This is a genomic window from Caulobacter sp. RHG1 (assembly GCF_013181195.1).
Classification (GTDB): Bacteria; Pseudomonadota; Alphaproteobacteria; order Caulobacterales; family Caulobacteraceae; genus Caulobacter.
In genome coordinates this window covers 487,573-510,145 of the sequence record NZ_SMZP01000001.1, presented here as the reverse complement: position 1 = coordinate 510,145, position 22,573 = coordinate 487,573, and the positions used below count along the sequence as shown (strand labels likewise).

The window sequence follows — 22,573 nt, the reverse complement described above, 5'->3', positions numbered from 1 at the left end:
CGTATAAGCGCGCCCTCCCAAGAAAGAATCTCGGGAGGGACCGGCCCGTCCCAGTGCGTTCCGGCGACCTTACAGCATTCCCGGGCGCCCTGTTTTACGATTGGTGCATCATCGAAACCTGGAGACTTGGGATGCGCAAACCACGAGACTTCGACGCCGAACTGAAGAGCCTCGAAGACAAGGCCAAAACCCTGAAGGATCGCAAGGTTCGGCAGCTTGGCGAGCTGGTGATCGCCACCGGCGCCGACGCTCTCGACATCGACACCCTGGCCGGCGGACTGTTGGATCTGGCCGACGCCGGAAACGCCGCGCGCAAGGAAGCCTGGAGGAAGCGCGGCTCCGGGTTCTTTCGTGGCGGGTCGAGCAGCTCTGCGTCAAGCACTGGTGGCGATCAATGACGCCGACCATCGGGCAAAAGCAATGCGCCATCGCCTGGAAGCCCGTCGAGCTCGCATGGACACGCGGGCCTGGGTGGTGAAGCGGCGCGAGCGCACCCGCCACCTGATCGAGCTGGGCGGCCTAGTGCAGAAGGCCGGCCTGGTTGAGCTGACCCGCGATGATCGCGCCGCGCTCTACGGCGCCTTCACGTTTCTGGCGGCCATGCTCAAAGCGGACGACGCCGAGCACACCCTGGCGCTCTGGCGACGCGGCGGAAAGCGGGCGTTCGAGGCTGAGTCCCGCCCGGCGGAGGGCCGCTAAAGAGATCGTCAGGCCTTATCGCGGCCTTCGTCGTCAGCCATGGCGCGGACGAGGTCGAGAACCTGGCGACGGACGCGACCACGGCCAATCTTGGGGAACGTCTCCGCCAATTCCATGCCCTCGGGGGTGTTGAGGAAGTCGGTGACGATCCGATCAGCGGCGGCGCCAACGTCATCGCTTTCGTTGGTCACCGGGTCCGCCAAGCCGTCGAAGAAGAACGACACCGGGACCTGGAGCGTCTTGGCGATCTCATAGAGCTTGCTGGCGCTGACGCGGTTGGCGCCGCGCTCGTACTTCTGGACCTGCTGGAAGGTGAGCTTCAGCGCGTCGGCGAGATGCTCCTGGCTCATGTTCAGCATCTTTCGGCGCATGCGAACGCGACCGCCGACGTGGAGATCAACGAGATTGGGCGTGCGAGCTTCAGTCGTATCGGTCACGAAAGTCTCCATGCGGCGGATAGGCGGCAGGCCGCCGATCCAGGAATGTTCTTGGGGGAGCAGAAACGCTCGCAAGCGTGGCTTTTCAAGGTCGTTCGCCGCTCGCGCTAGTCGTGTGCGGATTCGACGTACCAAGATCAATCGGCGATGCTGCGGGATGTCCAAGTACGATCCCCTGTCGGGTCATCTGCGTCGCCAGCGTCAAGACGAACTCGAACTGACCTTCGCCGAGATCGAACGCATCCTCGGCGCCATGCTTCCCAAGAGCGCCGCCCGGCAACAGTGGTGGGCCAACACCACCGATCCCTACACGAGCCAAGTGCAACTTAAGGCCTGGGATGACGCCGGCTTTGACGCCTTTCTCATCGCTGGCAAGGACCGTGTCCGCTTCAGGCGCGTGCGCTGACGGGGCCGCTTGGCTGGGCCTATCCGGCCGACCACAGAGCGCGCGGCCGTTGCCGACCTTCGCTCGGAGACAAGACACCCTGGATCGCTTGGTGGAACAAGGGCCGGACGGGCTGGCGCGCGTCAAGGGTGCGCCCTGCGGGCGCATCGCGGAGCGACGGCGAAGCCGCCCTTGACCCGCACCATCCCGCCCGGCAGAGGCTCTCCAAGCGCTCCAGGGCGAGCACCGACCGTTCCGGTCCTGGCTCCCGCAGGTTGGGGTGGGCAGGGCGGTTGCCGCAGGTGGCGCGGCTAGCGCTTGCAAACGGTCGCCCCGCAGTTTGGGCAGCGCGCTGTGCGTAGCTCCTCCATCGTCGCCTTGAAAAGATCGTAGCCGTCGCCTTGCTGGTGGACCATGATGCGCAGCGCCACTTCCAGCTTGGCGACGACGCCGTGGATGTCGGTGGCGCGGACAGCGGGAAGAGCCTCCAGCCACGCCTCCCGCTGCTCGAACAGCGGTTCCATCTGCTTGTCGATGGCGTCCATCTCCTCGGACGGCAACAGCTCCCCGCGCTCCTCGGGCGTCATGCGCTCCCACCGCTTCTGCCGCACAAGGATTGTCTCTAGGTCCGACCAGCGCAGGCCCAGCCGATCAATCTCCGCGTCGAGCGCCAGCCACTCGGCGCAGCGCGCCACGGCGGGGTCTGACGGTGCGCTGCCGCCGGCGCCACCGACCACGGGCGCGGCGCTGGCAGCGCCGATTACGACACGCCGGGACACGGCGAATGGCCCCTTGTCGTCAGACATCGGGATACTCCGCTTTGGACAGTTTGGGTTGAGGACGGACGCGCTCGATCAGATCGATCGTGCGCGAGATCTCGAAGAGCGCCTCGGCGAACCGAGCCTGGACATCGGCGACAGACAGACCGAGGTGACGCGCTATCAGCGCGTAGTCGAGCGCCTTGATGTGATTGAGCAGGAAAACGTCTCGCATCTCCTGGCAAAGCCGCAAGACCGCGTAGGACATGACCTGCTGAGTGTTGTCCGGATCGAAGGCCCGGCCTCGCCAGAGACCAGGATGTCGCCAGCGCCACCACTGGCTGACGACAAGCGGCCAAGGCAGGCGAAGGCAGGCCATCACGCTGCGCCTTCTCGACAACCATCCGCTCCGGCAACCTCAATGACGGCGCCGATGAGCGCTCCGACAGTTTCGCAAGCCTCCACCCAGCAGACCGATCCGATAGCTTGCGGCGACATCTCTGAGATGGCGTGGACGCTATAGTAAGGGCTGAGGAGCGCGGCTAGTTCGGGGAGCTTGGCGGGGACATCGGCGAAGCCCGCGCGGCGCGCGAACCGGAGCGCCTTGACCAGATCGTGCCGGAGATAGAGGCGGTTCCAGTCGTCGCAGATCCCTCGGTCCAGCAAGTAAGCCTTCAGTGCCAGTTCGATGGCGATGGCCAGGAAGTAGCGGGCGCCTTCGGGGTGTCGCGTCAGCACCGCCTCGGCGCCTTGGTGGAAGCCAGCGGCGTTACGGCTAAACGTCGCCGCTAGGGGGCGGTCGGCGCCGTCCCGTCGTCGCGGGACACGGCGGGTCACTTTCCACCGGAGAAAGCGGCGAGGTCGCGGACGGCGCGGGTGATCAAGCCGTGCGCTTCGGGGTGGTCTTCCACGAAGATCAGGCGCGCCGCTACCGACAGGTTGGCGATGACGGCCTCGACGCTCTTGGCTGGCTTCGGCCGCATGTCCTTGAGGAGGGCGTGTCCCTCGACTTCGAGCACATCGAGCCGCGCGTCGATCTCAGGGAGCCTGGCGCCTTCGGGGATTTCGGACTGCTGGGCGGGCGTGAGCTTGTACCAACTGCGGTGGGTGATCAGCCAGCCTTCCAGCGTGCCCCATTCAAGTTGGAGGCGGCGCTGTTCGGCGTCGACGGCGAGCCAACGCTTAGAGACTTCAATGGATCGATCTGCGGAAGCGGGAACTTGATCTGGGCTAGGTGCCAGCGGCGCCGCCGTTACTCCCGCGAGGATGCTTCGGCGAGAGACTTGGATATGCCCTCCATCGCCAGCCTGATCAGTTTGCGAACACCGAACGTGCGTGGTTGCCTCCATAACCGATATCGCTTATACATAAGCGGTATCGGTTATGTCAATTTTCCGAAGATGGCGGCAGTGATTGGGTTGGAAGGCGCTTCGTCACCCGATAGGCATGAGCCTATGGGACGTCCCGCGCTTGGATTGAAGCAGACAACGGTCAGGTTGCCGGTGGAAACCGTGCGCCGTATCGAGGCGCTACTAGGTCCTCACCAGCTTGCCGCCTTCATTCGCGAAGCCGTCGAGAACGAACTGCGGCGGCGCGAGGAGCGCAGCTAGTCCGGAACCCAGGGCGAAACGGGCGGCACCAGGGCGCGACGAGCGTCCTGAAGGTACGGTCTCACCTTCGCTAGAGGCGCCTAGGGCCTGTCTTTGTTTCCCAGAGTACGATCTGGTCCCGCGAGGCCTTGCCGCCCGAGGCAAGCAATCCAATTCTGGCCCATCGAATGCCTTCAGATCCCAGTCTGTGGAGCTTTAAACGATGGCCGACCTCGACCGCATAGTCCGCCTCAAGACCGTGCTGGCGCGCACGGGGCTTAGCCGATCCACGCTCTATCGGAAGATCGGCGAAGGAACGTTTCCTCGCCAGGTCCCGATCAGTGTCCACGGTGCGGGATGGCATGAGTCTGCGATCAACCGTTGGATCAACGATCCTGCCGGATATCGTGCCGAATAGCCTAGGACGACTCCAGCAGAGGCATCTAGCTAGTGGACCATCAGCGCTAGGCTGTTGGCCGGCTATAGACGGACGTCGCCAGTTTCTCAGATAGGGCATTGCGGATCCACTGATCCCCGCGCCGAACAACAAGTCCTGGCAAGGCATATTCTGGCGCAACTGCGTCGCCACGTCGATCTTGTCGGCTGAGCCTTACGGCGAGTAACCATCCAGTTCGAGCCACGTGAGGGGCGTGTCCCGTGAATGGATGCCTTAGGCTTGTTCGTCCCGGCGCCTGATGCGATAGACATGGCTGGGTGGTCGGCCGTGTTGGTCGGTCAGGGTTTAACGTTGGTCGGGCCGCCAGCGCGGAGACCCGCGCCATGCCTCAACGCACCCGCAAACCGTCCGTCCTGAGAGAACTACTGGACAGTGGAGCGGCCGGCGGCCTGCTTCTGATGGCCTCGGCGGTGCTTGCGCTGTTCGTCGCCAATTCCGCGTTGGCGGACGGATATTTCAACGCCCTCCACATGTCGTTCGCCGGGCTCGACCTGCTCCATTGGATCAACGATGGCCTGATGGCGATCTTCTTCCTTTTCGTCGGCCTGGAGATCAAGCGGGAGTTCCTAGACGGCCAGTTGGCCACCTGGTCGAACAGGGCGCTGCCGTGCATCGCCGCCGCCGGCGGCGTCATCGTCCCCGGCCTCATCTATGCCAGCTTGAACGTCGGAGGCGCCGAAACGCTGCGGGGCTGGGCCATTCCGACCGCAACGGACATCGCCTTTGCGCTCGGCGTGCTCTCGCTCCTGGGGCCTCGGGTTCCCACGAGCCTGAAGGTCTTCCTGGCGACGCTGGCCATCGTCGATGACCTCGTGGCCGTGCTGGTCATCGCCGTGTTCTACACTGCGGAGTTGAACGTCGCGGCCCTCGTGGGCGCGGTGATCGCCAGTCTCTTGCTGGTGGGCCTCAACCGAATGAAGGTCACGCGGCTCGCACCCTATCTCGTCCTGGGCCTGGCGCTCTGGTGGCTTGTCCTCATGTCGGGCATCCACGCCACGATCGCCGGTGTGGTCCTGGCTATGACCATTCCCCTGCGGGCCTCGAAGGCGGCGCCGGACGATGCGACCTCGCCGTTGCACCGCCTGGAGCACGCTCTGTCGCCGTGGGTGGCGTTCCTAGTCGTTCCCATCTTCGGCTTCGCCAACGCGGGCGTCTCCTTCGCCGGCATGACGCCTTCGGTCCTGGCTGAGCCCGTAACCTTGGGCGTGGCCCTGGGCCTGTTCATGGGCAAGCAGCTAGGTGTCTTCGGGGCGGCATGGCTCGCCATTCGACTGCGCGTCGCATGCTTGCCGGTCGCGGCCTCTTGGCTGCAGCTCTATGGGGTCAGCCTGTTGTGCGGCATCGGCTTCACGATGAGTCTCTTCATCGGTCTGTTGGCGTTCAGGGACGCGGCCCTCCAAGACGAAGTGAAGGTGGGGGTTCTTGTCGGGTCACTGGTTTCGGCCTTGCTCGGCGCCGCCCTGTTGAGCCTCGCCAAACGGCGGCTGCCAGCTAAGGTCGAAAGCGCTCCAGATCTCACGCCCCAGAGCAATAAGCCCGAAGGGTCACAGGCGCGCGACTGAATCTTGGCGTGGAAGTGGGGGCGTCACATCCTCGCCGCGTCGAGATCGACATGACCGACGCTCACCTCTGGGACCTGACCGGGGCGGGTGCGGTCGACAAGGTCGTGTTCCGCTATCGCCGTCAGGGCGCTGAGGTGAACTTGATCGGCATGAATGAGGCGACCAGAACATTGATCGCCCGTGTCGGCCAGCATGACAAAACGCACCTGCCACAGGGCGGGTCGCGCACTAGCGCGCAAACATCCGCCGGCCATTGACCTCTCTACGACTTGGGAAGCTTAGCTTCCCGAAGCGTAGAGAGGTTCGAACGGCTTTTGGCCGCAGCTCCACGTTTGTCGGCAAACGTCTAGGCTCGAAGCAAAGGAACGATCTTCTGTGGCCAAGCGGCACAATAGCCGGCCCATGCATCCATGAGCTTGCGGCGCTTATCGAATAGATCGCCGCGCCGGTAGGCCGCCTCGGCCTTGTTGGCGATCGTGTGAGCCAACGCCATTTCGCACACCTCGTGCGAAAAGCCGGTCGTCTCCGACGCCCAGTCGCGGAAGGTGGAGCGGAAGCCGTGGACGGTGATGTCCGACTTCATACGCCGAAGGAGCATCGCCATTGCCATCGATGACAAGGGCTTACCTGGCTTCGGCCCGGCGAACACGTAACCCGTGCCGTCGTCAAATTGAGCTTCGATAATCTCCATTGCACGAGCCGAAAGAGGCGCGCGGTGTTCCCGTCCGGCCTTCATCCGGGTTGCTGGTATGACCCAAAGCTTCTTGTCCAGATCGATCTCGTTCCAAGTCGCGCCCAACACCTCGCCAGAGCGGGAAGCCGTGAGGATCGCGAACTCCAGCGCGCGCGCCGCCACGGCGCTGCGTGTGCGCAGATTGGCCATGAAGTCGGGGACAAGATCGTAGGCCAGCGCAGCATGGTGCCCCCGCGCCAACCTTTGACGCTTAGGCAGGAGCTGGTTGAGGTGGCCACGCCAGCGAGCTGGGTTCTCGCCCGTGCGTAATCCTTTGGCCTTCGCCGCATCCAAGACATTCTCAATCCGCCCCCGTAGGCGCTCGGCGGTCTCGGGCGTGCGTGTCCATAGCGGTTGAAGGACGTCCAGGACGTCCTGGGTGGTGATGTCGTCAACAGGGCGCTCGCGGATCGGCGCAGCGTACTTGGTGAGCGTCATTTTCCATTGTGCAGCGTGCTTGGCGTTGCGCCACGAAGGCTGCATGGCTTCGACATAAGCGTCGGCGCAGGTGCCGAAGGTCTGGACCTTGTCATCCCTGGCACGCTCGACCTTGGGGTCGGTGCCCGACGCCAGCATCGCACGTAAAGTTGCCGCTTCAGCGCGCGCGTCCGCCAGGGAAAGGTCGCGGCGGCCCCCAAGCCCAAGTTCAACGCGCTTACCGCCTCGCGTGTACATGAACACCCACCGCCGGCGCCCTCTTTCATCGATCGACAAATAGAGGCCGCCGCCGTCGGAATGGCGGCCCGGCTTGTTGAGCTTCGCGGCTTGAATCGCGGTCAGCTTGTGAAGTGAACGTCCCATGCCAAGCCTCCAGCTTAGTTCGGCCCCACTTTTCGAAAGCCGCTCGGTCCCACTTCCGGCAGCCCCGGCCTGTCGGTCCGGCGAAATTCGCCGACTCTCATTTTCGGCCCCACTTTGGGCCCCACTTTCGGTCCCATTTTGTACTCAGGATCGGGTGGGCGGCCGACGGACAGAGTGACACAAGAGAGGGAATTAATCCATTATAATCAACGTGATATTGGGACATTGCGGAACGTCATGATGCGGTATGGGAATACTGGTTTGGCGGACTCTCTCACCGCCACGCATTCTCAATGAAATCAATAATTTGAGAGTTTGTCGGTTCGTTGGCCTCTTGGGGGCCGCCGCTAGTACACCGAGCTTGTCGTGGCGGGGGCGCGTCCGGTTTCGCGGAAGGCGCCCAGGAGTTCGTCGGTCGCCTTGACGAACAGGCCGACGTCGCTGCCGACCGCCACGAAGGTGAAGCCCATCTCGATATAGCCTTGGGCGAGGCTGCGGTCGGCGGTCAGGATGCCGACGGCCTTGCCGGCCGCGCGCACCTGCTGGAAGGCGTCGGCGATGGCGGTCTGCACCTCTGGCGCGCCGGGCTTGCCCAGGAAACCCATGGCGCCGGACAGGTCGGCCGGGCCGATGAATACGCCGTCAACGCCCTCGGTATTGGCGATGGCGTCCAGGTTCTTCAGGCCCTCCAGCGTCTCGACCTGGACCAGCACGCAGATCTGCGCGTCGGCCTTGCCCAGATAGCCCGGCGTGCGGTTGAAGGCCGAGGCGCGGACGATGCCGCTGCCGACGCCACGCACCCCGTTCGGCGGATAGCGGCAGGCGCGCACGATCTGGGCCGCCTGCTCGGCGGTGTCGACCATCGGCACCAGCAGGGTGGTGAAGCCGATGTCCAGGTACTGCTTGATGATCCAGGTCTCGCCGACCGGCACGCGGCCGACGGCGTGGACGTTCTGACCCGAGATCGCCTGCAGCTGGGCCAGCTGGCTCGTGATCGTGTTGGGGCCGTGTTCGCCATCCAGCAGCAGCCAGTCGAAGCCGGCGCCGGCGCACAGTTCGGCGACCAGAGGGCTGGCCAGGGCCTGCCAGAAGCCCAGTTGCAGCTGGCCCTCGCGCAGGGCGGCTTTGAAAGTGTTGGGGGTCACGAGAACCTCACGCTGATCGCGCCCAACGGGCCGTAGTCGGCATGGAAGGTGTCGCCGGCGCGGGCGGGGACGGGGGCGGTGAACGAACCGCCCAGGATGATCTCGCCGGCTTCCAGCCGCTCGCCATGCGGGGCCAGCTTGCGGGCCAGCCAGGCCGGGCCGTTCCAGGGATTGTTCAGCACCGCCACGGCGACGCCGGACTCCTCGACCACGCCATTGCGATAGAGCGCAGCCGAGACGCGGCTGAGGTCGAAGTCCATGGGGCGCACGGCGCGCCCGCCCATGATCACGGCGGCGTTGGCGGCGTTGTCGGAGATGGTGTCGAACACCTTGCGGGTGGTCTTGGTGGCCGGATCGACCTGCTGGATACGGGCGTCGATCAGCTCCAGGGCCGGCACCACGTAGTCGGTGGCGTCCATGACGTCGAAGATCGAGCAGTTGGGGCCTTCCAGCGGCTTGCCCAGGATGAAGGCCAGCTCGACCTCGATGCGCGGGACGATGAAGCGGCTGACGGGCGTCTCGGCCCCGTCGTCGATGAACATGTCGTCCAGCAGCACGCCGAAGTCGGGCTCGCTGATGTTGGACGAGCGCTGCATGGCCTTGGACGTCAGGCCGATCTTGTGGCCCTTGACCGTGCGGCCGCGGGCCAGCTTCAGCGCCACCCAGGCCTTCTGGATGGCGTAGGCGTCGTCCAGGGTGATGTCGGGCTGGGCCAGCGAGATCTGCGCGATCTGCTGGCCGCTGATCTCGGCCGCGTCCAGGCGGCGGGCGTAGTCTTCGATGAGGCTCTGGCTGAGCATGGGCGGCCCTCCTAGGCGAGTCCGCCGAAGCAGACATATTTGACGGACTGGTATTCGGCGAGGCCCTCGGCGGCGCCCTCGCGGCCGTAGCCGGACTGCTTGACGCCTCCGAACGGCGCGGCCTCGCTGGAGATCGCGCCCTCGTTGACGCCGACCATGCCGACCTCCAGCCCCTGGGCCATGCGCCACATGCGGGCGTGGTCGCGGGTGCAGACATAGGCCGCCAGGCCATAGTCGGTGTCGTTGGCCAGCTGCAGGGCCTCAGCCTCGTCGGCGAAGGTCTGCAGCGCGACGACGGGGCCGAAGATCTCCTCGCGGGCGAGGGCCATGGACGGACGCACGGCGTCGACCAGGGTCGGCGGGTAGAAGCAGCCGGACCGCTCAAGGCGTTGGCCGCCCAGCAGCACGCGCGCCCCCTCGGCGACGGCGTCGGCCACCAGGCTCTCGACCTTCTCCAGCGCGCGAGCGTTGATCAGTGGGCCGATGTCGGCGGGGCCGTCGGCGGGCGCGCCGACGGTGAGGGCTTCGAGGGCGGTGGTCAGGCGCGGGGTCAGCGCCTCGCGCACGCCGGCCTGCACATAGACGCGGTTGGCGGCGACGCAGGCCTGGCCGGCGTTGCGGAACTTGGCCTTCATCAGCGCGCGGACGGCGAGGTCGAGGTCCGCGTCGTCGAAGACGATGAACGGCGCGTCGCCGCCCAGCTCCAGCGACACGCGCTTCAGCGAGGCCGCGGCGCGGTGGGCCAGCAGGCGGCCGACCTGGGTCGAGCCGGTGAAAGAGATCTTGCGCACCCGGCGGTCGTCCATCCAGGCTTGGCTGAGGGCTGGCGTGCTGGCGCGCGAGGCCGGGCAGACGTTCAGCACGCCCGGCGGCAGGCCGGCTTCCAGCGCCAGCGCCGCGGCGGCCAGGGTGGTCAGCGGGGTGTCCTCGGCCGGCTTGGCCACCACCGTGCAGCCGGCGGCGAGGGCCGGGGCGGCCTTGCGGGCGATCATGGCGAACGGGAAGTTCCACGGCGTGACCAGGGCCACGACGCCGACCGGCTCGCGGGTGGTCACGGCCTGGCGGTCGGTCGCGGCGGGCGTCAGGACCTGGCCGGAAGGGCGTTTGATCTCCTCGGCGTACCACTCGATGTACGACCCGCCATAGGCGACCTCGTCGCGAGCCTCCTGCAGGGGCTTGCCGCTCTCCCAGGCGATGATCTTGGCCAGGTCCTCGCGATGCAGGACGATGGCGTCGAACCAGGCGCGCAACAGAGCCGAGCGCCGACGGGGCGGGGTGGTGCGCCACGTCTGGAACGCGGCCTCGGCGGCGTCCACTGCTGTTCGCGCGGTGTCGGGGTCGACATCAGAGACCTCGCCCGCGGGCAGGCCGGTGGCCGGATCGGTCGGGATGAAGGCCGCGATGGTTTCGATGCGCACGCCGCCGACCAGCGCGCGGCCGTCCAACAGTTCGGGGCGATCCAGCGTCAGGGCGTTCATCGCCCGAACCGCTTGTGGATGGTGTTGTGGCGATAGGCGCCTTGCTCGTCGACTTCCTCGACGTACATCGACAGGGCCGTCCCGCGCTCGTCGAAGACCGAGGCGAGGTGGTCCTTGGCGATGGCGAAGAAGCTGTCGAAAAACGCCTTCCTGAACGCTTCCGGACGGCCCTGGCCGATCTTGACCGTGATGTGGACGAAGGCGTCGTCGGCCGCGCCGTCGGCGATCACGTACTCGTCCAGGCGGATGGCGCGCACGCGGATCGCGCCGATCGGGAAGACCCCGTCGCTGTCGCGGAACTTCGCCGCCAGCTTGGCCAGCAGGCCGGGGATGTCGGCCCCGGGGTCCAGGTTGCGGGTGTATTCGACCGTGCAGTGAGGCATGTCAGGGCTCGACGATGTCCATGACGCCGACGGTGCAGCCGACCGCGAACTGCGGGATCGGGCCGTAGAACTGCACGTCGCCTTGCCCGCCAGCGCAGGCCGCCAGGGCGATGAAGGTGCGGATCTCGAACCCGCCCTGGCCGCCGTCGCGATAGGTCTCGGCGTCGGTATAGGCGGTCAGCGCCGCGCGGTCGTTGCGCGACCAGCGATCCAGGAAGTCGCGGTCCCAGGCCTCGTTGATCTTTCCGGAGTCCGGCGTGGCCGGCCAGTGCGAGATGCCGCCGGTGGCGATCACCGCGATGCGCTCGGGGACCTTGTCGCAGGCCCGGCGCAGGGCCTCGCCGAACGCCCAGGCCCGGTGCAGCGGCGTCAGGGGCGGACCCTGGCAGTTGATGTTCACCGGGATGATCTTCAGCCCGTAGTCGGGCGTCAGGAAGTGCAGCGGCACCGAGATGCCGTGGTCGAAGCGCCACTCTTCGGCGAAGGCCACGTCGACCGTCTGCATGATCTCGGTGATCAGCCGCTTGGAGAGATCCGCGTCGCCGGGGATGTCGTCGCGACGCTTGATCTTCAGCCAGGCCTCGTCCTCGATCGGCCCCTCATAGACATCGGCCATGCCCATCGCGAAGGCCGGCATGTTGTTCATGAAGAAGTTGGCGAAGTGCTCGGCGGCGATCACCACCAGGGCGTCCGGTTTGGCCGCCTCCAGCTGCTGGCGCATGCTTCCCAGCGCCGCGAAGAAGGCGTCGCGCACCACCGGATCGGCGGTCTCGGGACGGGCGGTGATGCCCGGGCCGTGGCTGGTCACGCCGGCGAAGACAAGGCTCATAGTCCGGCGACCTTTTCATCGAGAGAGCTGGTCAGGGCGTAGACGCCGGCCCGCACGGGGCCGTGGCGGCGCACGCCCTCGCGCATGGCTTCCAGATAGTCGGGCCAGGCGAAGCCGCAGAAGGCGGCGAAGTGCATCAGGATCTGGCCGTTGACGCCCAGCACGTACAGCAGGCCCACGTCGTGGGCGGTCATCGCGCCGCGCTCTTCGTCGGTCAGGCGGTAGCCGTCCAGCACCGGTGCGGGATCAGCCTTGAACGCCGCCTGCAGCGCCGGGTCGCGGTTGAGGGTGAACAGCAATTTCTGCAGGGCGTACAGGCTCATGGCGCGATCCTTCAGACGCCCCATTTCGGAATGGGGTGCGAGCCCAGCGAGACGCAGATGTTCTTGATCTCGCAGAAGGTCTCGAAGCTGTACTCGCCGCCTTCGCGGGCCACGCCGGAGTCCTTCACACCGCCGAACGGCTGGCGCAGGTCGCGGACGTTCTGGCTGTTGATGAACACCATGCCGGCCTGGATGCCGGCGGCCAGGCGGTGGGCGCGGCCGATGTCCTGGGTCCAGATGTAGGAGGCGAGGCCATAGCGCACGTCATTGGCCTGGCGCAGGCCGTCGGCCTCGTCCTTGAACGGGATCAGGCACACGGCGGGGCCGAAGATCTCCTCCTGGGCCACGCGCATGGCGTTGTCGACGTCGGCGAAGACGGTCGGCTGGATGAAGTTGCCGTTGGCCACCCGCTCGGGCAGGCCGGCCGGACGCTCCAGGCCGCCGGCGACGATGCGCGCGCCTTCCTGCTCGGCCAAGGCGATGTAGCCGGTGACCTTCTCCCAGTGCTGGCGGGTGATCATCGCGCCGACCTGGGTGTGGTGGTCCTGCGGATCGCCGACGCGGATCTTCTTGGCGCGTTCAGCGAACTCGGCCACGAACTTGTCGTAGATCGTCTCCTGGATGAAGATCCGCGAGCCGGCCGTGCAGCGCTCGCCGTTCAGCGAGAAGATCGTGAACAGGGCCGCGTCCAGGGCCCGCTCCAGGTCGGCGTCGTCGAAGATCAGCACCGGCGACTTGCCGCCCAGCTCCAGCGACAGCTTCTTCATGCCCGCCGTCTCGGCGATGCGATAGCCGGTCGAGGTGCCGCCGGTGAACGACAGGGTGCGGATGTCCTTGTGGCGGACCAGGGCCTCACCCGCCGTGCGGCCATAGCCGTGGACCAGGTTGAAGACGCCCTTCGGCACGCCGGCTTCCAGCAGGATCTGACCCAGGCGGTCGGCGGTCAGCGGCGACAGCTCGCTCATCTTCATCACGGCGGTGTTGCCCAGGGCCAGGCACGGCGCGGTCTTCCAGGTCGCCGTCATGAACGGCACGTTCCAGGGCGAGATCAGGCCGCACACGCCGACCGGCTGGTACAGCGTGTAGTTCAGCATCTGGTTGTCGACGGGATAGCTGCGCCCGTCCATCCGCGTAGCCACTTCGGCGAAGAAGTGGAAGTTGTCGGCCGCGCGGGGGATCAGCTGGGCGCTGGTCTGGTGGATCGGCAGGCCGGTGTCCTCGGTCTCCAGCCGGGCCAGCTCGTCGCTATGGGCGGTGATCAGGTCGCCGACCTTGCGCATGATCGCCGCGCGCTGCTTGGCGGGCGTGCCGGCCCACTTGGGGAAGGCTTCCTTGGCTGCCTCGACCGCGGCCGCGATCTCGGCGGCGTCGCCGGCCGCGACCTCGGCGATGGCTTCTTGCGTGGCCGGATTGTAGGTGACGAAGCGCTCGGCGCTTTCGACGGCCTTGCCGTCGATCAGGTGCTTGATCGTGCTCATGCGCTCTTCAGGTCTTCTGCGACGAGGGAATTGGTGAGGGCGCCCACGCCCTCGACCTCGGTGGTCACCACGTCGCCGGGCTGCAGGTAGACGACGCCGTGCGGCGTGCCGGTGAGGATCAGGTCGCCGGGATTGAGCGTCATGAAGCTGCTCAGAAAGGCGATCAGGTCGGGGATGGCGAAGATCATGTCGTTGGTCCGGCCGCTCTGGACCTCGACGCCGTTGACCAGGGTGCGCAGGGCCAGATCCATCGGATCGGCGACGTCGTCGCGGTCGACCATCCAGGGGCCGATTGGCGTGCAGCCGTCGCGGTTCTTCACCCGCAGGTTCGGCCGGTAGTAGTTCTCCAGATACTCCCGGATCGCATAGTCGTTGGCCACGGTGTAGCCAGCGACATGGTCGTGGGCGTCCTCGGCTCGGATGCCCCGGCCGCCGCGGCCGATCACGACGGCCAGCTCGCACTCGTAGTGCATCTGGTTGGCGTCGGCGGGCCGGCGGGTCGTGGCGTTGTGACCGATCAGGGCGTTGGGGCCCTTCAGGAAGACCAGCGGCTCCTTCGGCGGCGCGAAGGCCAGCTCGGCGGCGTGGTCGGCATAGTTCAGGCCCAGGGCGAAGATGGTCTTGGGAACCACCGGCGGCAGCCAGGTCACGGCGTCGGCGGCGACCTCGCGACCATCGGCCAGGCGCAGGCTCTGGGCGTCGGCGCTGACGACGGCCTCATGCACGCCGCCGTTCCAGGCGATGCGGGCGCGCCTCATTGGCCTTCTCCCTTGAAGGTGACGTCGAGTTCGCCCAGGCCTTCGGCGGAAGCGCGGACGACGTCGCCGGCCCGGACGAAGGCCGGATCGGGGTTGAGGCCGACCAGCAGGGTGTCGCCGGCGGCGAAGGTCATGAACTGGCTGATCTCGGCGACCAACGCGAACACTGGGCGTTTCAGGTCGGCCAGCGACCAGCGTGCGGCTTCGGCGCCGTTGACCTGGGTGACGATCTCCACGGCGTCGGGATCGGCGACCGGCGCGATCCACGGACCAACCGGCAGGAAGCCGTCGCGGCAGCGAGCGGTGATCGCTGGGCGGTGCAGGTTGTCGTGCGGGATGCAGACGTCGATAGCGATCGCGTAACCCCGGATGGCGGCGGCGACGGCGCCCGGCGCGGTTTTGGCGAGGTCACGTTCGAACACCACGGCCAGGGTGGCGTTGGCCTCCAGCGCCTCGACGCCGGCCGGGAGCTCGACCACGCCGCCGCTGCGGTTGAAGGTGTTGACGGGCTTTACGTACAGGACCGGCGCGACCGGCGGCTTGACGTAAGGCGCCTGCTCCAGGGCCGCACCCAGCCGCTCCAGATGACGGCGTGAGTTCAGCGCCACACCGTAGACGGTTCCGTCCAGCGGGCAGGCGAGGCGGCCTTGCGCGGCCAAGTTTTCGGCCTGTGACGCCGCCAGCCACTCCAGATTTCGACTTCCTTCGCGAACCGCGAAAACCCTGTGCATTCCTCGCCCCTGTGTTCGTCAGGGACGATTGTTTAACATGATAAATAAGTCAACCTCTTGTCATGACAATTATTCGCGTGACAAGGAGGAGGGCCGCAAAATACGCGCGATGCGATCGGAACTCATTTGACGGACCAGACGACAAGGTCGGCCATCGGGCTGGCGCCCTACACCCAGTCGCTGGCGCTGGCCCTGCTGCGCACGCGCGAAAGCGTGATGTCGCGCTTCCGTCCGATCCTGCGCGAGCATGACGTCACCGAGCAGCAATGGCGGGTGCTGCGCACCTTGGCCGAGGTCGGAGAGATCGAGGTCACGGCCCTGGCCGAGCGCATCTGCCTCCTGCCGTCCAGCCTGTCGCGAATCCTCAAGGACCTGGTGGCGCGCGGCCTGATCCAGCGCCGCTCGGTGGTCGAGGACCTGCGCCGAGGTCTCGTCAGCATTCAGCCGGCCGGGATCGCGCTGATCTTGGAGGTCGTGCCGCACAGCAAGCGCGCCAACGCCGAGATCGAGGAAGCCTTCGGCGTGGCGCGCATCGCGGCGCTGAAGACCGAGCTGAACGCCCTGTCTGAAGCGCTGAACGGCCCGCCGATCTTCGAGGACTAGTCCAGCGCGCCGGGGTTAAGCGTACGCAGCAGCACTTCCAGTTCGTGCGTGAGTCGGGCCAGGTTTTCCGCATCCAGACGCGTCGCCAGATCGGTGTAGATCGGGTCGAAGTTCGGCGCGACTTCGTCGATCAGGGCCGCGCCCTTGGGCGTCAGTTCGTGGAAGGCGCGGCGGGCGTCCTCCGGATCGGGGCGGCGCAGGATCAGGCCGCGTTCGGCCAGGCTGCGCAGGATCCGGGTCAGGCTGGGGCCCAGCAGGAACGAGCGGCGGCCCAGGTCGGAAATGTCCGACGACGGGTCGCTGCGGATCAGCAGCAGGATTCGCCACTGCTGGTCCGTCAGATCGTGCTCCTGGAACACGTCGCGGAAGCGCACCGAGAATGCTTCGCGGGCGCGGTGCAGCAGGACGGGCAGGCGCCGCAGGTCCGACGGTCTGTCTTCGAGTAGGCCTGGCACCCGTTCGCTCCTGATCGCCATATCACCGTCGCACCGTTTGGCTGCGCGCAGCCGTCAATCCTTGGGCCAGTTGCGATCTTTCGCAAGCCGGCCCGTCGAGAAGCCCGTCACAACACGGTTTGGGACCGCTTGCACAGAGAAATATAACACGTTAAGTAACTTGCGACGTCATGATCACGTCATGATCAGAAAGCGGTCTGCGGGGAGGCAGAGTGGCTGTCGGCGCAACACAACAGACGGAATCGATGGCTGGTACGCCCGAGGCGGCGGCGCGCGACGTCCTGGTCCGCGCCGTGCGGCTGGAGAGCGAGGGGGTGCTGTCCTTCGTGCTGGAGGCCTGCGACGGCCAGCCGCTGCCGGCGTTCGAGCCCGGCGCCCATATCGATCTGCATCTGCCCGTGGGTGTGCGGCAATATTCGCTGATCAACGACGGCGGGGCGGGGGTCTACGAGATCGCCGTGGGCCTGGACCGCGCCGGACGCGGCGGTTCGGCCTGGCTGCACAAGGAACTGCGGCCAGGGATGATCCTGAAGGCCAGCCCGCCGCGCAACACCTTTCCCCTGGACGAGGCCGCGCCCTACACGGCGCTGTTCGCCGGCGGCGTCGGGGTCACGCCGATCCGCGCCATGGCCGTGCGCCTGGCCGCCCTGGGCCGGCCGTTCTCGTTGCTGTACGCGGCCCGCTCCAAGACCAACGCCGCCTTCGCCGCCGAACTGGGAAGCTTGAACGGCGCACGGCTGCATTTCGACGCCGAGGCCGGCGGTCCGGCCGATCTGGCCGCGGCGATCGCCGCCGTTCCGGCCGGCGCCAAGCTCTATTGCTGCGGTCCGGTCTCGATGATCGAGGCCTTTACCGCCGCGACCGCGGGCCGTCCCGCCGAACTGGTCAGTGTCGAGCGCTTCGGCGCCGCGCCGATCCAGGGCGAAGCCGGCAGCTTCGTCGTCGAACTGGCCCGCTCGGGCCGGTCGATCGAGGTGGGGCCGACGGAGACTATTCTCGACGCGCTGGCGGCGGCCGGGATCGCCGCGCCGTCGTCGTGCCGCAACGGGGTCTGCGGGACCTGCGAGACCACCGTCCTGGCCGGCGAACCGGACCACCGGGACATGATCCTCAGCGAGGCCGAACGCGCGGCGGGCGGCTCGATGATGATCTGCTGCTCGCGGGCCAAGAGCCCGAAACTGACACTGGATCTGTAGGGGGTAGGGGAAACATATGAGCTCGATCACCGTGGACGCGCCGACCGCCTACGGTCGCCCGGAGCCGACGTTCTTCGAGGAGCTGACCCGCGTGGGTCAGGGGACCCCGATGGGCGAGCTGCTGCGTCGCTACTGGCATCCCATTGGCGTGACCGCCGACGCCGGCGACAAGCCGCGCCAGGTGCGCGTGCTGGGCGAGGACCTGATCCTGTTCCGCGACGGGCGCGGCCAGGCGGGCCTGCTGCATCCCCGCTGCGCCCACCGCGGCGCCTCGCTGTACTATGGCCGGGTCGAGGAAGACGGCCTGCGCTGCTGCTATCACGGCTGGAAGTTCGCCGTGGACGGCCGCTGCCTGGAGCAGCCCTGCGAGCCTGACCTGGGCGCGGCGACCTGCGACAAGGTCCGCCAGCCGCACTATCCGGTCGAGGAGCGCTACGGCCTGATCTTCGCCTATCTGGGTCCGGCGCACCTGAAGCCGGCCTTGCCGCGCTACGACGTGCTGGAGAACCTGAACCCCGGCGAGTTCATCGAGGCCGACGACAGCAGCATCGGCAGCGGCGGTCCCGTGGTGGTGCCCTGCAACTGGCTGCAGCACTTCGAGAACGTAATGGACCCGTTCCACGTGCCGATCCTGCACGGCTCGTTCAGCGGCAACCAGTTCATCGCCAAGATGGCGCTGATGCCCAAGGTGACCTTCGAATACACCGAGCGCGGCGTGCGCTCGATCCAGCTGCGCGACCTGGATCACGGCACGCACCGCCGCATCACCGAGGCCGTGCTGCCGACGGTCCGCGCCGTGGCCAGCCCGCGCGCCGAGACCGACGGGCCGTGCTCGCTGCTGGGCTGGGTGCTGCCGATCGACGACACCAGCTTCCGCATCTATTCGGCCGGCCGCGTCACTGAAGCGGGTGCGCTGTCGAAGATCCGCTCGCACTTCAATGGCAAGCTCTGGCACGAGCTGACCGAGGAAGAGCACCAGGCCTTCCCGGGCGACTACGAGGCCCAGGTCAGCCAGGGCGCGATCACCTATCACTCGGAAGAGAACCTGACCTCGACCGACCAGGGCCTGGCCATGCTGCGCCGGGTCTATCGCCGCCAGCTGGCCGAGATCGCCGCCGGCCGCAATCCGATGGGCGTGGCCTTCGACGAAGAGAGCGCTCTGGTCCGTCTGGACGCCGGCACCGCCGTGGTCGCCAAGGATGCTGTCGCATGACCCAAGGCAACCATCACTTCATCGGCGGCGCCTGGACGCCGGCTAGCGACCCGGACGCCCTGGTGGCGATCAATCCGGCCAGCGGCGAACGGGTCGCGCGCTTCGCTCAGGCCGACACGGGCGAGGTCGACGCGGCGGTAAACGCTGCGCGCAGGGCCTTCCCGGCTTGGGCCGACACTCCCCTTGAGGACCGCCTGGCGCTGCTGAAGCGCGTAGCCGACGGCATTGGCGCCGCCGGCGACGAGCTGGCGGCGCTGATCACCGCCCAGATGGGCTGCCCGACCAGCTTCTGCCGCGCCGCCCAGATCGGCCTGCCGATCGGCGATATCCACACCACGATCGCCGCCGCCGAGCGGCTGCACGACGAGACCCTGGGCCGTTCGCTGGTCCAGAAGGATCCGGTCGGGGTGGTCGTGGCCATCACGCCGTGGAATTTCCCGCTGCACCAGATCATGGCCAAGGTCGGCCCGGCCCTGGCCGCCGGCTGCACCGTGGTGCTCAAGCCCAGCGAGGTCACGCCCCTGGATGCGGCCGTCATGGCCCGGATCTTCGACGCGGCCGGCGCGCCGGCGGGCGTGTTCAACGTGGTCTTTGGCGGTCGCGAGACCGGGGCGGCGCTGGTCTCCCATCCCGAGGTCGACATGATCTCGTTCACCGGCTCGACCCGCGGCGGGCGCGCCGTGGCCGCCTCGGCGGCCGGCGACCTGAAGAAGCTGTCGCTGGAGCTGGGCGGCAAGTCGGCCAACCTGATTCTGGATGACGCCGACCTGGAGACGGTGATCCCCGCCGCCCTGGGTCAGGCCTTCATCAATTCCGGCCAGGTCTGCGCGGCCCTGTCGCGCCTGATCGTGCCGGCCAGCCACAAGGCGCGGGTCGAGGCGATCGCCGCCGAGGCCGCCAAGGGCTGGATCCTGGGCGATCCCACCGATCCGGCCACGCGGCTGGGTCCGCTGGCCACACACATCCAGCAGGCCAGCGTGCGCCAGGCCGTGAAGGACGCGATCGGGCAGGGCGCCCGGGTCGTCGCTGGCGGCCTGGACATTCCCAAGGACCTGGCCGCCGGGGCCTATGTCGCCGCCACAGTGTTGAGCGACGTCACCTCCGACGCCGCCATCGCCCAGCACGAGACCTTCGGCCCGGTGCTGACCCTCCTGACCTATGAGGGCGAGGACGAGGCCGTGCGCATCGCCAACGACACGCGCTATGGCCTTTCGGGCGGCGTCTGGTCGGCCGACGAGGCGCGCGCCGTCGCCGTCGCCCGCCGCCTGCGCACCGGCCAGGTGGTCATCAATGGCGCGGGCCTGGACCTGGCCGCGCCGTTCGGCGGCGTCAAGCAATCGGGTCTGGGTCGCGAGAACGGGGCCTATGGCCTGGAAGAGTTCGTCGCGCCCAAGGCCATCACCCGTCCGCAGGCCTGAAGGCCCGCAAGCTCCATTCGAAGGTAGTTCCCATGTCCGACGCTTACGCCACGACCGCGCTCGCCCACGTCAACGCCATCCCGCCGTATCCGCCCGGCCGTCCGATCTCGGCGGTGGCGCGCGAGTTCGGGCTGGACCCGGCCAAGATCGTCAAGCTGGCCAGCAACGAGAACCCGATGGGCTGCTCGCCCAAGGCCCTGGAGGCGATCGCCCAGTGCGCCGCCGACACGCGGTTCTATCCCGACTTCGACAACTACAGCCTGCGCGAGGCGCTGGCGGCCGCCAATGGCGTCAGCTTCGACCAGGTGCTGCCGGGCGCCGGCTCCAGCGACCTGATCCTGCAGGTCTCGCGCGGCTGGCTGAACGCCGAGCGCCACGCGATCGTCCCGCAGTACTCGTTCGCCGCCTATGAGAGCACCGCCGCCGCCCAAGGCGCTCAGACCATCGTCGTGCCGGCCAAGGGCTGGGATCACGACTTGGTCGCCCTGGCCGCCGCGGTGACCGACGCGACGGCGGTGATCTTCCTGGCCACGCCGAACAACCCGATCGGCACCGCCGTCGCGCCCGCCGACCTGGAAGCCTTCCTGGCCGCCGTGCCGGCCCATGTGCTGGTGGTGCTGGACGAGGCCTATCGCGAGTTCCTGCCGGCCGCCGAACAGCCCGACCTCAAGCGCCTGTTGGCGATCCGCGAGAACCTGCTGGTCCTGCGGACCTTCTCCAAGATCCACGGCCTGGCCGCCCTGCGCGTCGGCTACGGCATCGCGCGTCCGGAGATCCTGAGCATTCTCAAGCGCCTGCAGATGCCTTTCGCCGTGTCGACGGCCGGCCAGGCCGCCGCTGAGGCCGCCCTGGCCGACACCGACTTCGCCCAGGCCTATCATGACCTGAACGCCCGCGAGCGCGATCGCCTGCAGGCCGCCTTCGCCAGCTTCGGCCTGGACTATGTGCCGTCCAAGGCCAACTTCATCCTGTTCGAGGTCGGCGACGGTCCGGCTGTAGCGCAGGCCCTAATGCGCCGCGGCGTCATTACCCGCCCCGTGGCCAACTATGGCCTGAAGACCTGGCTGCGCGTCTCGATCGGCCTGCCGGAAGAGAACGACGTCTTCCTGTCGAACCTGGGCGAAGTCCTGGCGCAGCGGGCCGCCTGACCATGCTGGCCGGCGATACGCTCTCGATCCTCGAACAGCTGATCGCCTTCCAGACGGTCAGCCGCGACAGCAATCTCGACCTGATCGACGCCGCCGAGGCCTATCTGACCGGCCTCGGCGCGCGTTGCCGGCGCGCCTATGACGCGGCCGGCCGCAAGGCCAATCTGCTGGCGTCGTTCGGAGACGGGGAGGGCGGCATCGTCTTCTCCGGCCACACCGACGTGGTGCCGGTCGACGGCCAGGACTGGGCGACCGATCCTTTCGTCATGACCCTCGACGGCGGCCGGGCCTATGGCCGCGGCGTCGCCGACATGAAGGGCTTCATCGCTGTGGCGCTGGCCGCCGCACCGGCCATGGCGGCCAGCGGTCGACCGTTCCACATCGCCCTGTCCTATGACGAGGAAGTCGGGTGCCTGGGCGCGCCGACCCTGGTCGCTGATCTGGTCGCGGCGGGCCTGAAGCCCTCGGGCTGCGTCATCGGCGAGCCGACCGGCATGCGCCCGATCGTCGGCCATAAGGGCGCGGCGGCCTATGCCGTCGAGGTGCGCGGCCTGGCCGTCCACTCGTCATTGGCTCCGCACGGGGTCAACGCCATCGCCTACGCCGCCCGTGTGCTGGAGCGCCTGCGCCAGATGGGCGAGGCCCTGAAGGCCGAAGAGCCGCGCGACGACGGCTATGACGTGCCGTATTCGACCATCAGTCCCGGCGTCATCACCGGCGGCGCGGCGACGAACATCGTGCCCGAGCACTGCGCTTTCCGCTTCGACCTGCGCCATCTGCCCGTCACTCGGCCCGAGATCCTGGTCGACGAGCTGGGCCGCTGGTGTCGCGACACCCTGGAGCCCGAGATGCGCGAGACCTCGGCCCAGCCGGGGATCGCGATCCGGCGACTGGGCGTGGTCCCTGCCTTCCAGGCCGACCGCGGCGATCCGTTCATCCGCCGCGTCGAGCGGGCCTGCGCCAGCAACGGCGCGCCGGCCTATGTCGCGTTCGGCACCGAGGCGGGGATCTTCCAGGCGGCCGGCGTGCCGACCATCGTCTGTGGGCCCGGCCATATCGAGCAGGCTCACAAGCCGGACGAGTTCGTCGATCTGGCCCAGCTGACGCTTTGCGAGGCTTTCGTCGCCCACTTGATCGGCGCCGAGAAAAATACCGGCGCCTGAGGCCCAAAAAAGCTCTGGCGCTCGATAATTA

The 22,573-nt window shown here is 67.4% G+C and carries 29 protein-coding genes; 13 read left to right on the top strand and 16 right to left on the bottom strand.

All coding sequences use genetic code 11. The features are described from left to right. Positions 1-53 precede the first annotated feature (53 nt). On the top strand, positions 54-398 hold the full coding sequence (locus E1H18_RS02345) for a conjugal transfer protein TraD (protein ID WP_370526395.1): 345 nt from the start codon (positions 54-56) through the stop codon (positions 396-398). A gap of 55 nt (positions 399-453) precedes the next feature. Beyond that, positions 454-699: a conjugal transfer protein TraD gene (locus E1H18_RS02340; RefSeq protein ID WP_241735857.1), complete on the top strand. Its 246-nt coding sequence runs from the start codon at positions 454-456 to the stop codon at positions 697-699. Between the two features lie 8 nt (positions 700-707). Here the strand turns inward: E1H18_RS02340 and E1H18_RS02335 are convergent, their stop codons facing one another. Beyond that, complete coding sequence (locus tag E1H18_RS02335) at positions 708-1,070, bottom strand: helix-turn-helix domain-containing protein (RefSeq protein ID WP_370526412.1); 363 nt, start codon at positions 1,068-1,070, stop codon at positions 708-710. A gap of 223 nt (positions 1,071-1,293) precedes the next feature. Between E1H18_RS02335 and E1H18_RS02330 the strand changes: the two genes are divergently transcribed. Beyond that, positions 1,294-1,542, top strand: a complete 249-nt coding sequence (locus tag E1H18_RS02330) for a hypothetical protein (RefSeq protein WP_172263305.1) — start codon at positions 1,294-1,296, stop codon at positions 1,540-1,542. Positions 1,543-1,832: 290 nt separating this feature from the next. Here the strand turns inward: E1H18_RS02330 and E1H18_RS02325 are convergent, their stop codons facing one another. The 4 genes from E1H18_RS02325 to E1H18_RS02310 form a co-directional block, all read right to left on the bottom strand. Then, entirely contained in the window at positions 1,833-2,327 is a 495-nt protein-coding gene (locus E1H18_RS02325; RefSeq protein ID WP_172263303.1) for a hypothetical protein, read from the bottom strand. Next, on the bottom strand, positions 2,320-2,658 hold the full coding sequence (locus E1H18_RS02320; protein WP_172263301.1) for an RNA polymerase subunit sigma-24: 339 nt from the start codon (positions 2,656-2,658) through the stop codon (positions 2,320-2,322). Before E1H18_RS02320 ends, E1H18_RS02325 begins: the two co-directional genes overlap by 8 nt. Next, positions 2,658-3,017 carry a hypothetical protein gene (locus tag E1H18_RS02315; RefSeq protein ID WP_241735856.1) on the bottom strand — a complete coding sequence of 120 codons (360 nt, stop codon included), beginning with the start codon at positions 3,015-3,017 and terminating at the stop codon, positions 2,658-2,660. Before E1H18_RS02315 ends, E1H18_RS02320 begins: the two co-directional genes overlap by 1 nt. A gap of 95 nt (positions 3,018-3,112) precedes the next feature. Continuing rightward, on the bottom strand, positions 3,113-3,628 hold the full coding sequence (locus tag E1H18_RS02310) for a hypothetical protein (RefSeq protein ID WP_194247829.1): 516 nt from the start codon (positions 3,626-3,628) through the stop codon (positions 3,113-3,115). 105 nt (positions 3,629-3,733) lie between these two features. Between E1H18_RS02310 and E1H18_RS02305 the strand changes: the two genes are divergently transcribed. The 4 genes from E1H18_RS02305 to E1H18_RS02290 all read left to right on the top strand — a co-directional run bounded on the left by E1H18_RS02305 (position 3,734) and on the right by E1H18_RS02290 (position 6,144). Next, positions 3,734-3,889, top strand: a complete 156-nt coding sequence (locus E1H18_RS02305; RefSeq protein ID WP_172263297.1) for a hypothetical protein — start codon at positions 3,734-3,736, stop codon at positions 3,887-3,889. 202 nt (positions 3,890-4,091) lie between these two features. Continuing rightward, positions 4,092-4,286, top strand: a complete 195-nt coding sequence (locus E1H18_RS02300; protein WP_172263295.1) for an AlpA family transcriptional regulator — start codon at positions 4,092-4,094, stop codon at positions 4,284-4,286. A 362-nt stretch (positions 4,287-4,648) separates the two neighbouring features. Next, positions 4,649-5,887: a Na+/H+ antiporter NhaA gene (nhaA, locus tag E1H18_RS02295; RefSeq protein WP_172263293.1), complete on the top strand. Its 1,239-nt coding sequence runs from the start codon at positions 4,649-4,651 to the stop codon at positions 5,885-5,887. Positions 5,888-5,895: 8 nt separating this feature from the next. Beyond that, the gene (locus E1H18_RS02290) at positions 5,896-6,144 is read left to right on the top strand and encodes an STAS domain-containing protein (RefSeq protein ID WP_370526394.1); all 249 of its coding nucleotides are present in this window, start codon (positions 5,896-5,898) and stop codon (positions 6,142-6,144) included. Positions 6,145-6,233: 89 nt separating this feature from the next. Here the strand turns inward: E1H18_RS02290 and E1H18_RS02285 are convergent, their stop codons facing one another. From E1H18_RS02285 to E1H18_RS02240, 10 genes are all read right to left on the bottom strand, one after another. Further along, entirely contained in the window at positions 6,234-7,421 is a 1,188-nt protein-coding gene (locus tag E1H18_RS02285; RefSeq protein WP_172263289.1) for a site-specific integrase, read from the bottom strand. A gap of 347 nt (positions 7,422-7,768) precedes the next feature. Further along, a complete protein-coding gene (locus E1H18_RS02280) occupies positions 7,769-8,566 on the bottom strand; it encodes an aldolase/citrate lyase family protein (RefSeq protein ID WP_172263287.1) in 798 nt (265 codons plus the stop codon). Beyond that, positions 8,563-9,366 carry a 2-oxo-hept-4-ene-1,7-dioate hydratase gene (gene hpaH / locus E1H18_RS02275; protein ID WP_172263285.1) on the bottom strand — a complete coding sequence of 268 codons (804 nt, stop codon included), beginning with the start codon at positions 9,364-9,366 and terminating at the stop codon, positions 8,563-8,565. Before hpaH ends, E1H18_RS02280 begins: the two co-directional genes overlap by 4 nt. Before the next feature lie 11 nt (positions 9,367-9,377). Then, positions 9,378-10,844: an NAD-dependent succinate-semialdehyde dehydrogenase gene (locus tag E1H18_RS02270; protein ID WP_172263283.1), complete on the bottom strand. Its 1,467-nt coding sequence runs from the start codon at positions 10,842-10,844 to the stop codon at positions 9,378-9,380. Further along, positions 10,841-11,227: a 5-carboxymethyl-2-hydroxymuconate Delta-isomerase gene (locus E1H18_RS02265; RefSeq protein ID WP_172263281.1), complete on the bottom strand. Its 387-nt coding sequence runs from the start codon at positions 11,225-11,227 to the stop codon at positions 10,841-10,843. The genes E1H18_RS02270 and E1H18_RS02265 overlap by 4 nt, the downstream gene beginning before the upstream one ends. Before the next feature lies 1 nt (position 11,228). Continuing rightward, the gene (locus tag E1H18_RS02260; RefSeq protein ID WP_172263279.1) at positions 11,229-12,056 is read right to left on the bottom strand and encodes an extradiol ring-cleavage dioxygenase; all 828 of its coding nucleotides are present in this window, start codon (positions 12,054-12,056) and stop codon (positions 11,229-11,231) included. Then, positions 12,053-12,379 carry an aromatic ring-opening dioxygenase subunit LigA gene (locus E1H18_RS02255; RefSeq protein ID WP_172263277.1) on the bottom strand — a complete coding sequence of 109 codons (327 nt, stop codon included), beginning with the start codon at positions 12,377-12,379 and terminating at the stop codon, positions 12,053-12,055. Before E1H18_RS02255 ends, E1H18_RS02260 begins: the two co-directional genes overlap by 4 nt. Positions 12,380-12,390: 11 nt before the next feature. Then, positions 12,391-13,857: a 5-carboxymethyl-2-hydroxymuconate semialdehyde dehydrogenase gene (hpaE, locus tag E1H18_RS02250; protein WP_172263275.1), complete on the bottom strand. Its 1,467-nt coding sequence runs from the start codon at positions 13,855-13,857 to the stop codon at positions 12,391-12,393. Beyond that, entirely contained in the window at positions 13,854-14,615 is a 762-nt protein-coding gene (locus E1H18_RS02245; RefSeq protein ID WP_172263273.1) for a fumarylacetoacetate hydrolase family protein, read from the bottom strand. Before E1H18_RS02245 ends, hpaE begins: the two co-directional genes overlap by 4 nt. Beyond that, positions 14,612-15,346 (bottom strand): fumarylacetoacetate hydrolase family protein, encoded by a 735-nt coding sequence (locus E1H18_RS02240; RefSeq protein WP_172263271.1) that lies wholly within the window; start codon positions 15,344-15,346, stop codon positions 14,612-14,614. The genes E1H18_RS02245 and E1H18_RS02240 overlap by 4 nt, the downstream gene beginning before the upstream one ends. Before the next feature lie 126 nt (positions 15,347-15,472). On the opposite strand from E1H18_RS02240, the gene hpaR reads away from it, so the two are divergent. Next, positions 15,473-15,949 (top strand): homoprotocatechuate degradation operon regulator HpaR, encoded by a 477-nt coding sequence (gene hpaR, locus E1H18_RS02235; RefSeq protein WP_206679015.1) that lies wholly within the window; start codon positions 15,473-15,475, stop codon positions 15,947-15,949. Here hpaR and E1H18_RS02230 read toward each other — a convergent pair. Then, entirely contained in the window at positions 15,946-16,404 is a 459-nt protein-coding gene (locus tag E1H18_RS02230; RefSeq protein ID WP_172263269.1) for a MarR family transcriptional regulator, read from the bottom strand. The genes hpaR and E1H18_RS02230 overlap by 4 nt on opposite strands. 245 nt (positions 16,405-16,649) lie before the next feature. Between E1H18_RS02230 and E1H18_RS02225 the strand changes: the two genes are divergently transcribed. From E1H18_RS02225 to argE, 5 genes are read left to right on the top strand one after another with little or no spacing between them, the layout of a single operon-like run. After that, positions 16,650-17,600, top strand: a complete 951-nt coding sequence (locus E1H18_RS02225; RefSeq protein WP_172263267.1) for a PDR/VanB family oxidoreductase — start codon at positions 16,650-16,652, stop codon at positions 17,598-17,600. Positions 17,601-17,616: 16 nt separating this feature from the next. Further along, positions 17,617-18,813 (top strand): aromatic ring-hydroxylating dioxygenase subunit alpha, encoded by a 1,197-nt coding sequence (locus E1H18_RS02220; RefSeq protein WP_172263265.1) that lies wholly within the window; start codon positions 17,617-17,619, stop codon positions 18,811-18,813. After that, on the top strand, positions 18,810-20,231 hold the full coding sequence (locus E1H18_RS02215; RefSeq protein WP_172263263.1) for an aldehyde dehydrogenase family protein: 1,422 nt from the start codon (positions 18,810-18,812) through the stop codon (positions 20,229-20,231). The genes E1H18_RS02220 and E1H18_RS02215 overlap by 4 nt, the downstream gene beginning before the upstream one ends. Positions 20,232-20,263: 32 nt before the next feature. Beyond that, positions 20,264-21,379 carry a histidinol-phosphate transaminase gene (gene hisC / locus E1H18_RS02210; RefSeq protein ID WP_172263261.1) on the top strand — a complete coding sequence of 372 codons (1,116 nt, stop codon included), beginning with the start codon at positions 20,264-20,266 and terminating at the stop codon, positions 21,377-21,379. 2 nt (positions 21,380-21,381) lie between these two features. Further along, positions 21,382-22,542 (top strand): acetylornithine deacetylase, encoded by a 1,161-nt coding sequence (gene argE / locus E1H18_RS02205; RefSeq protein WP_172263259.1) that lies wholly within the window; start codon positions 21,382-21,384, stop codon positions 22,540-22,542. The last annotated feature ends 31 nt before the right edge of the window (positions 22,543-22,573 follow it).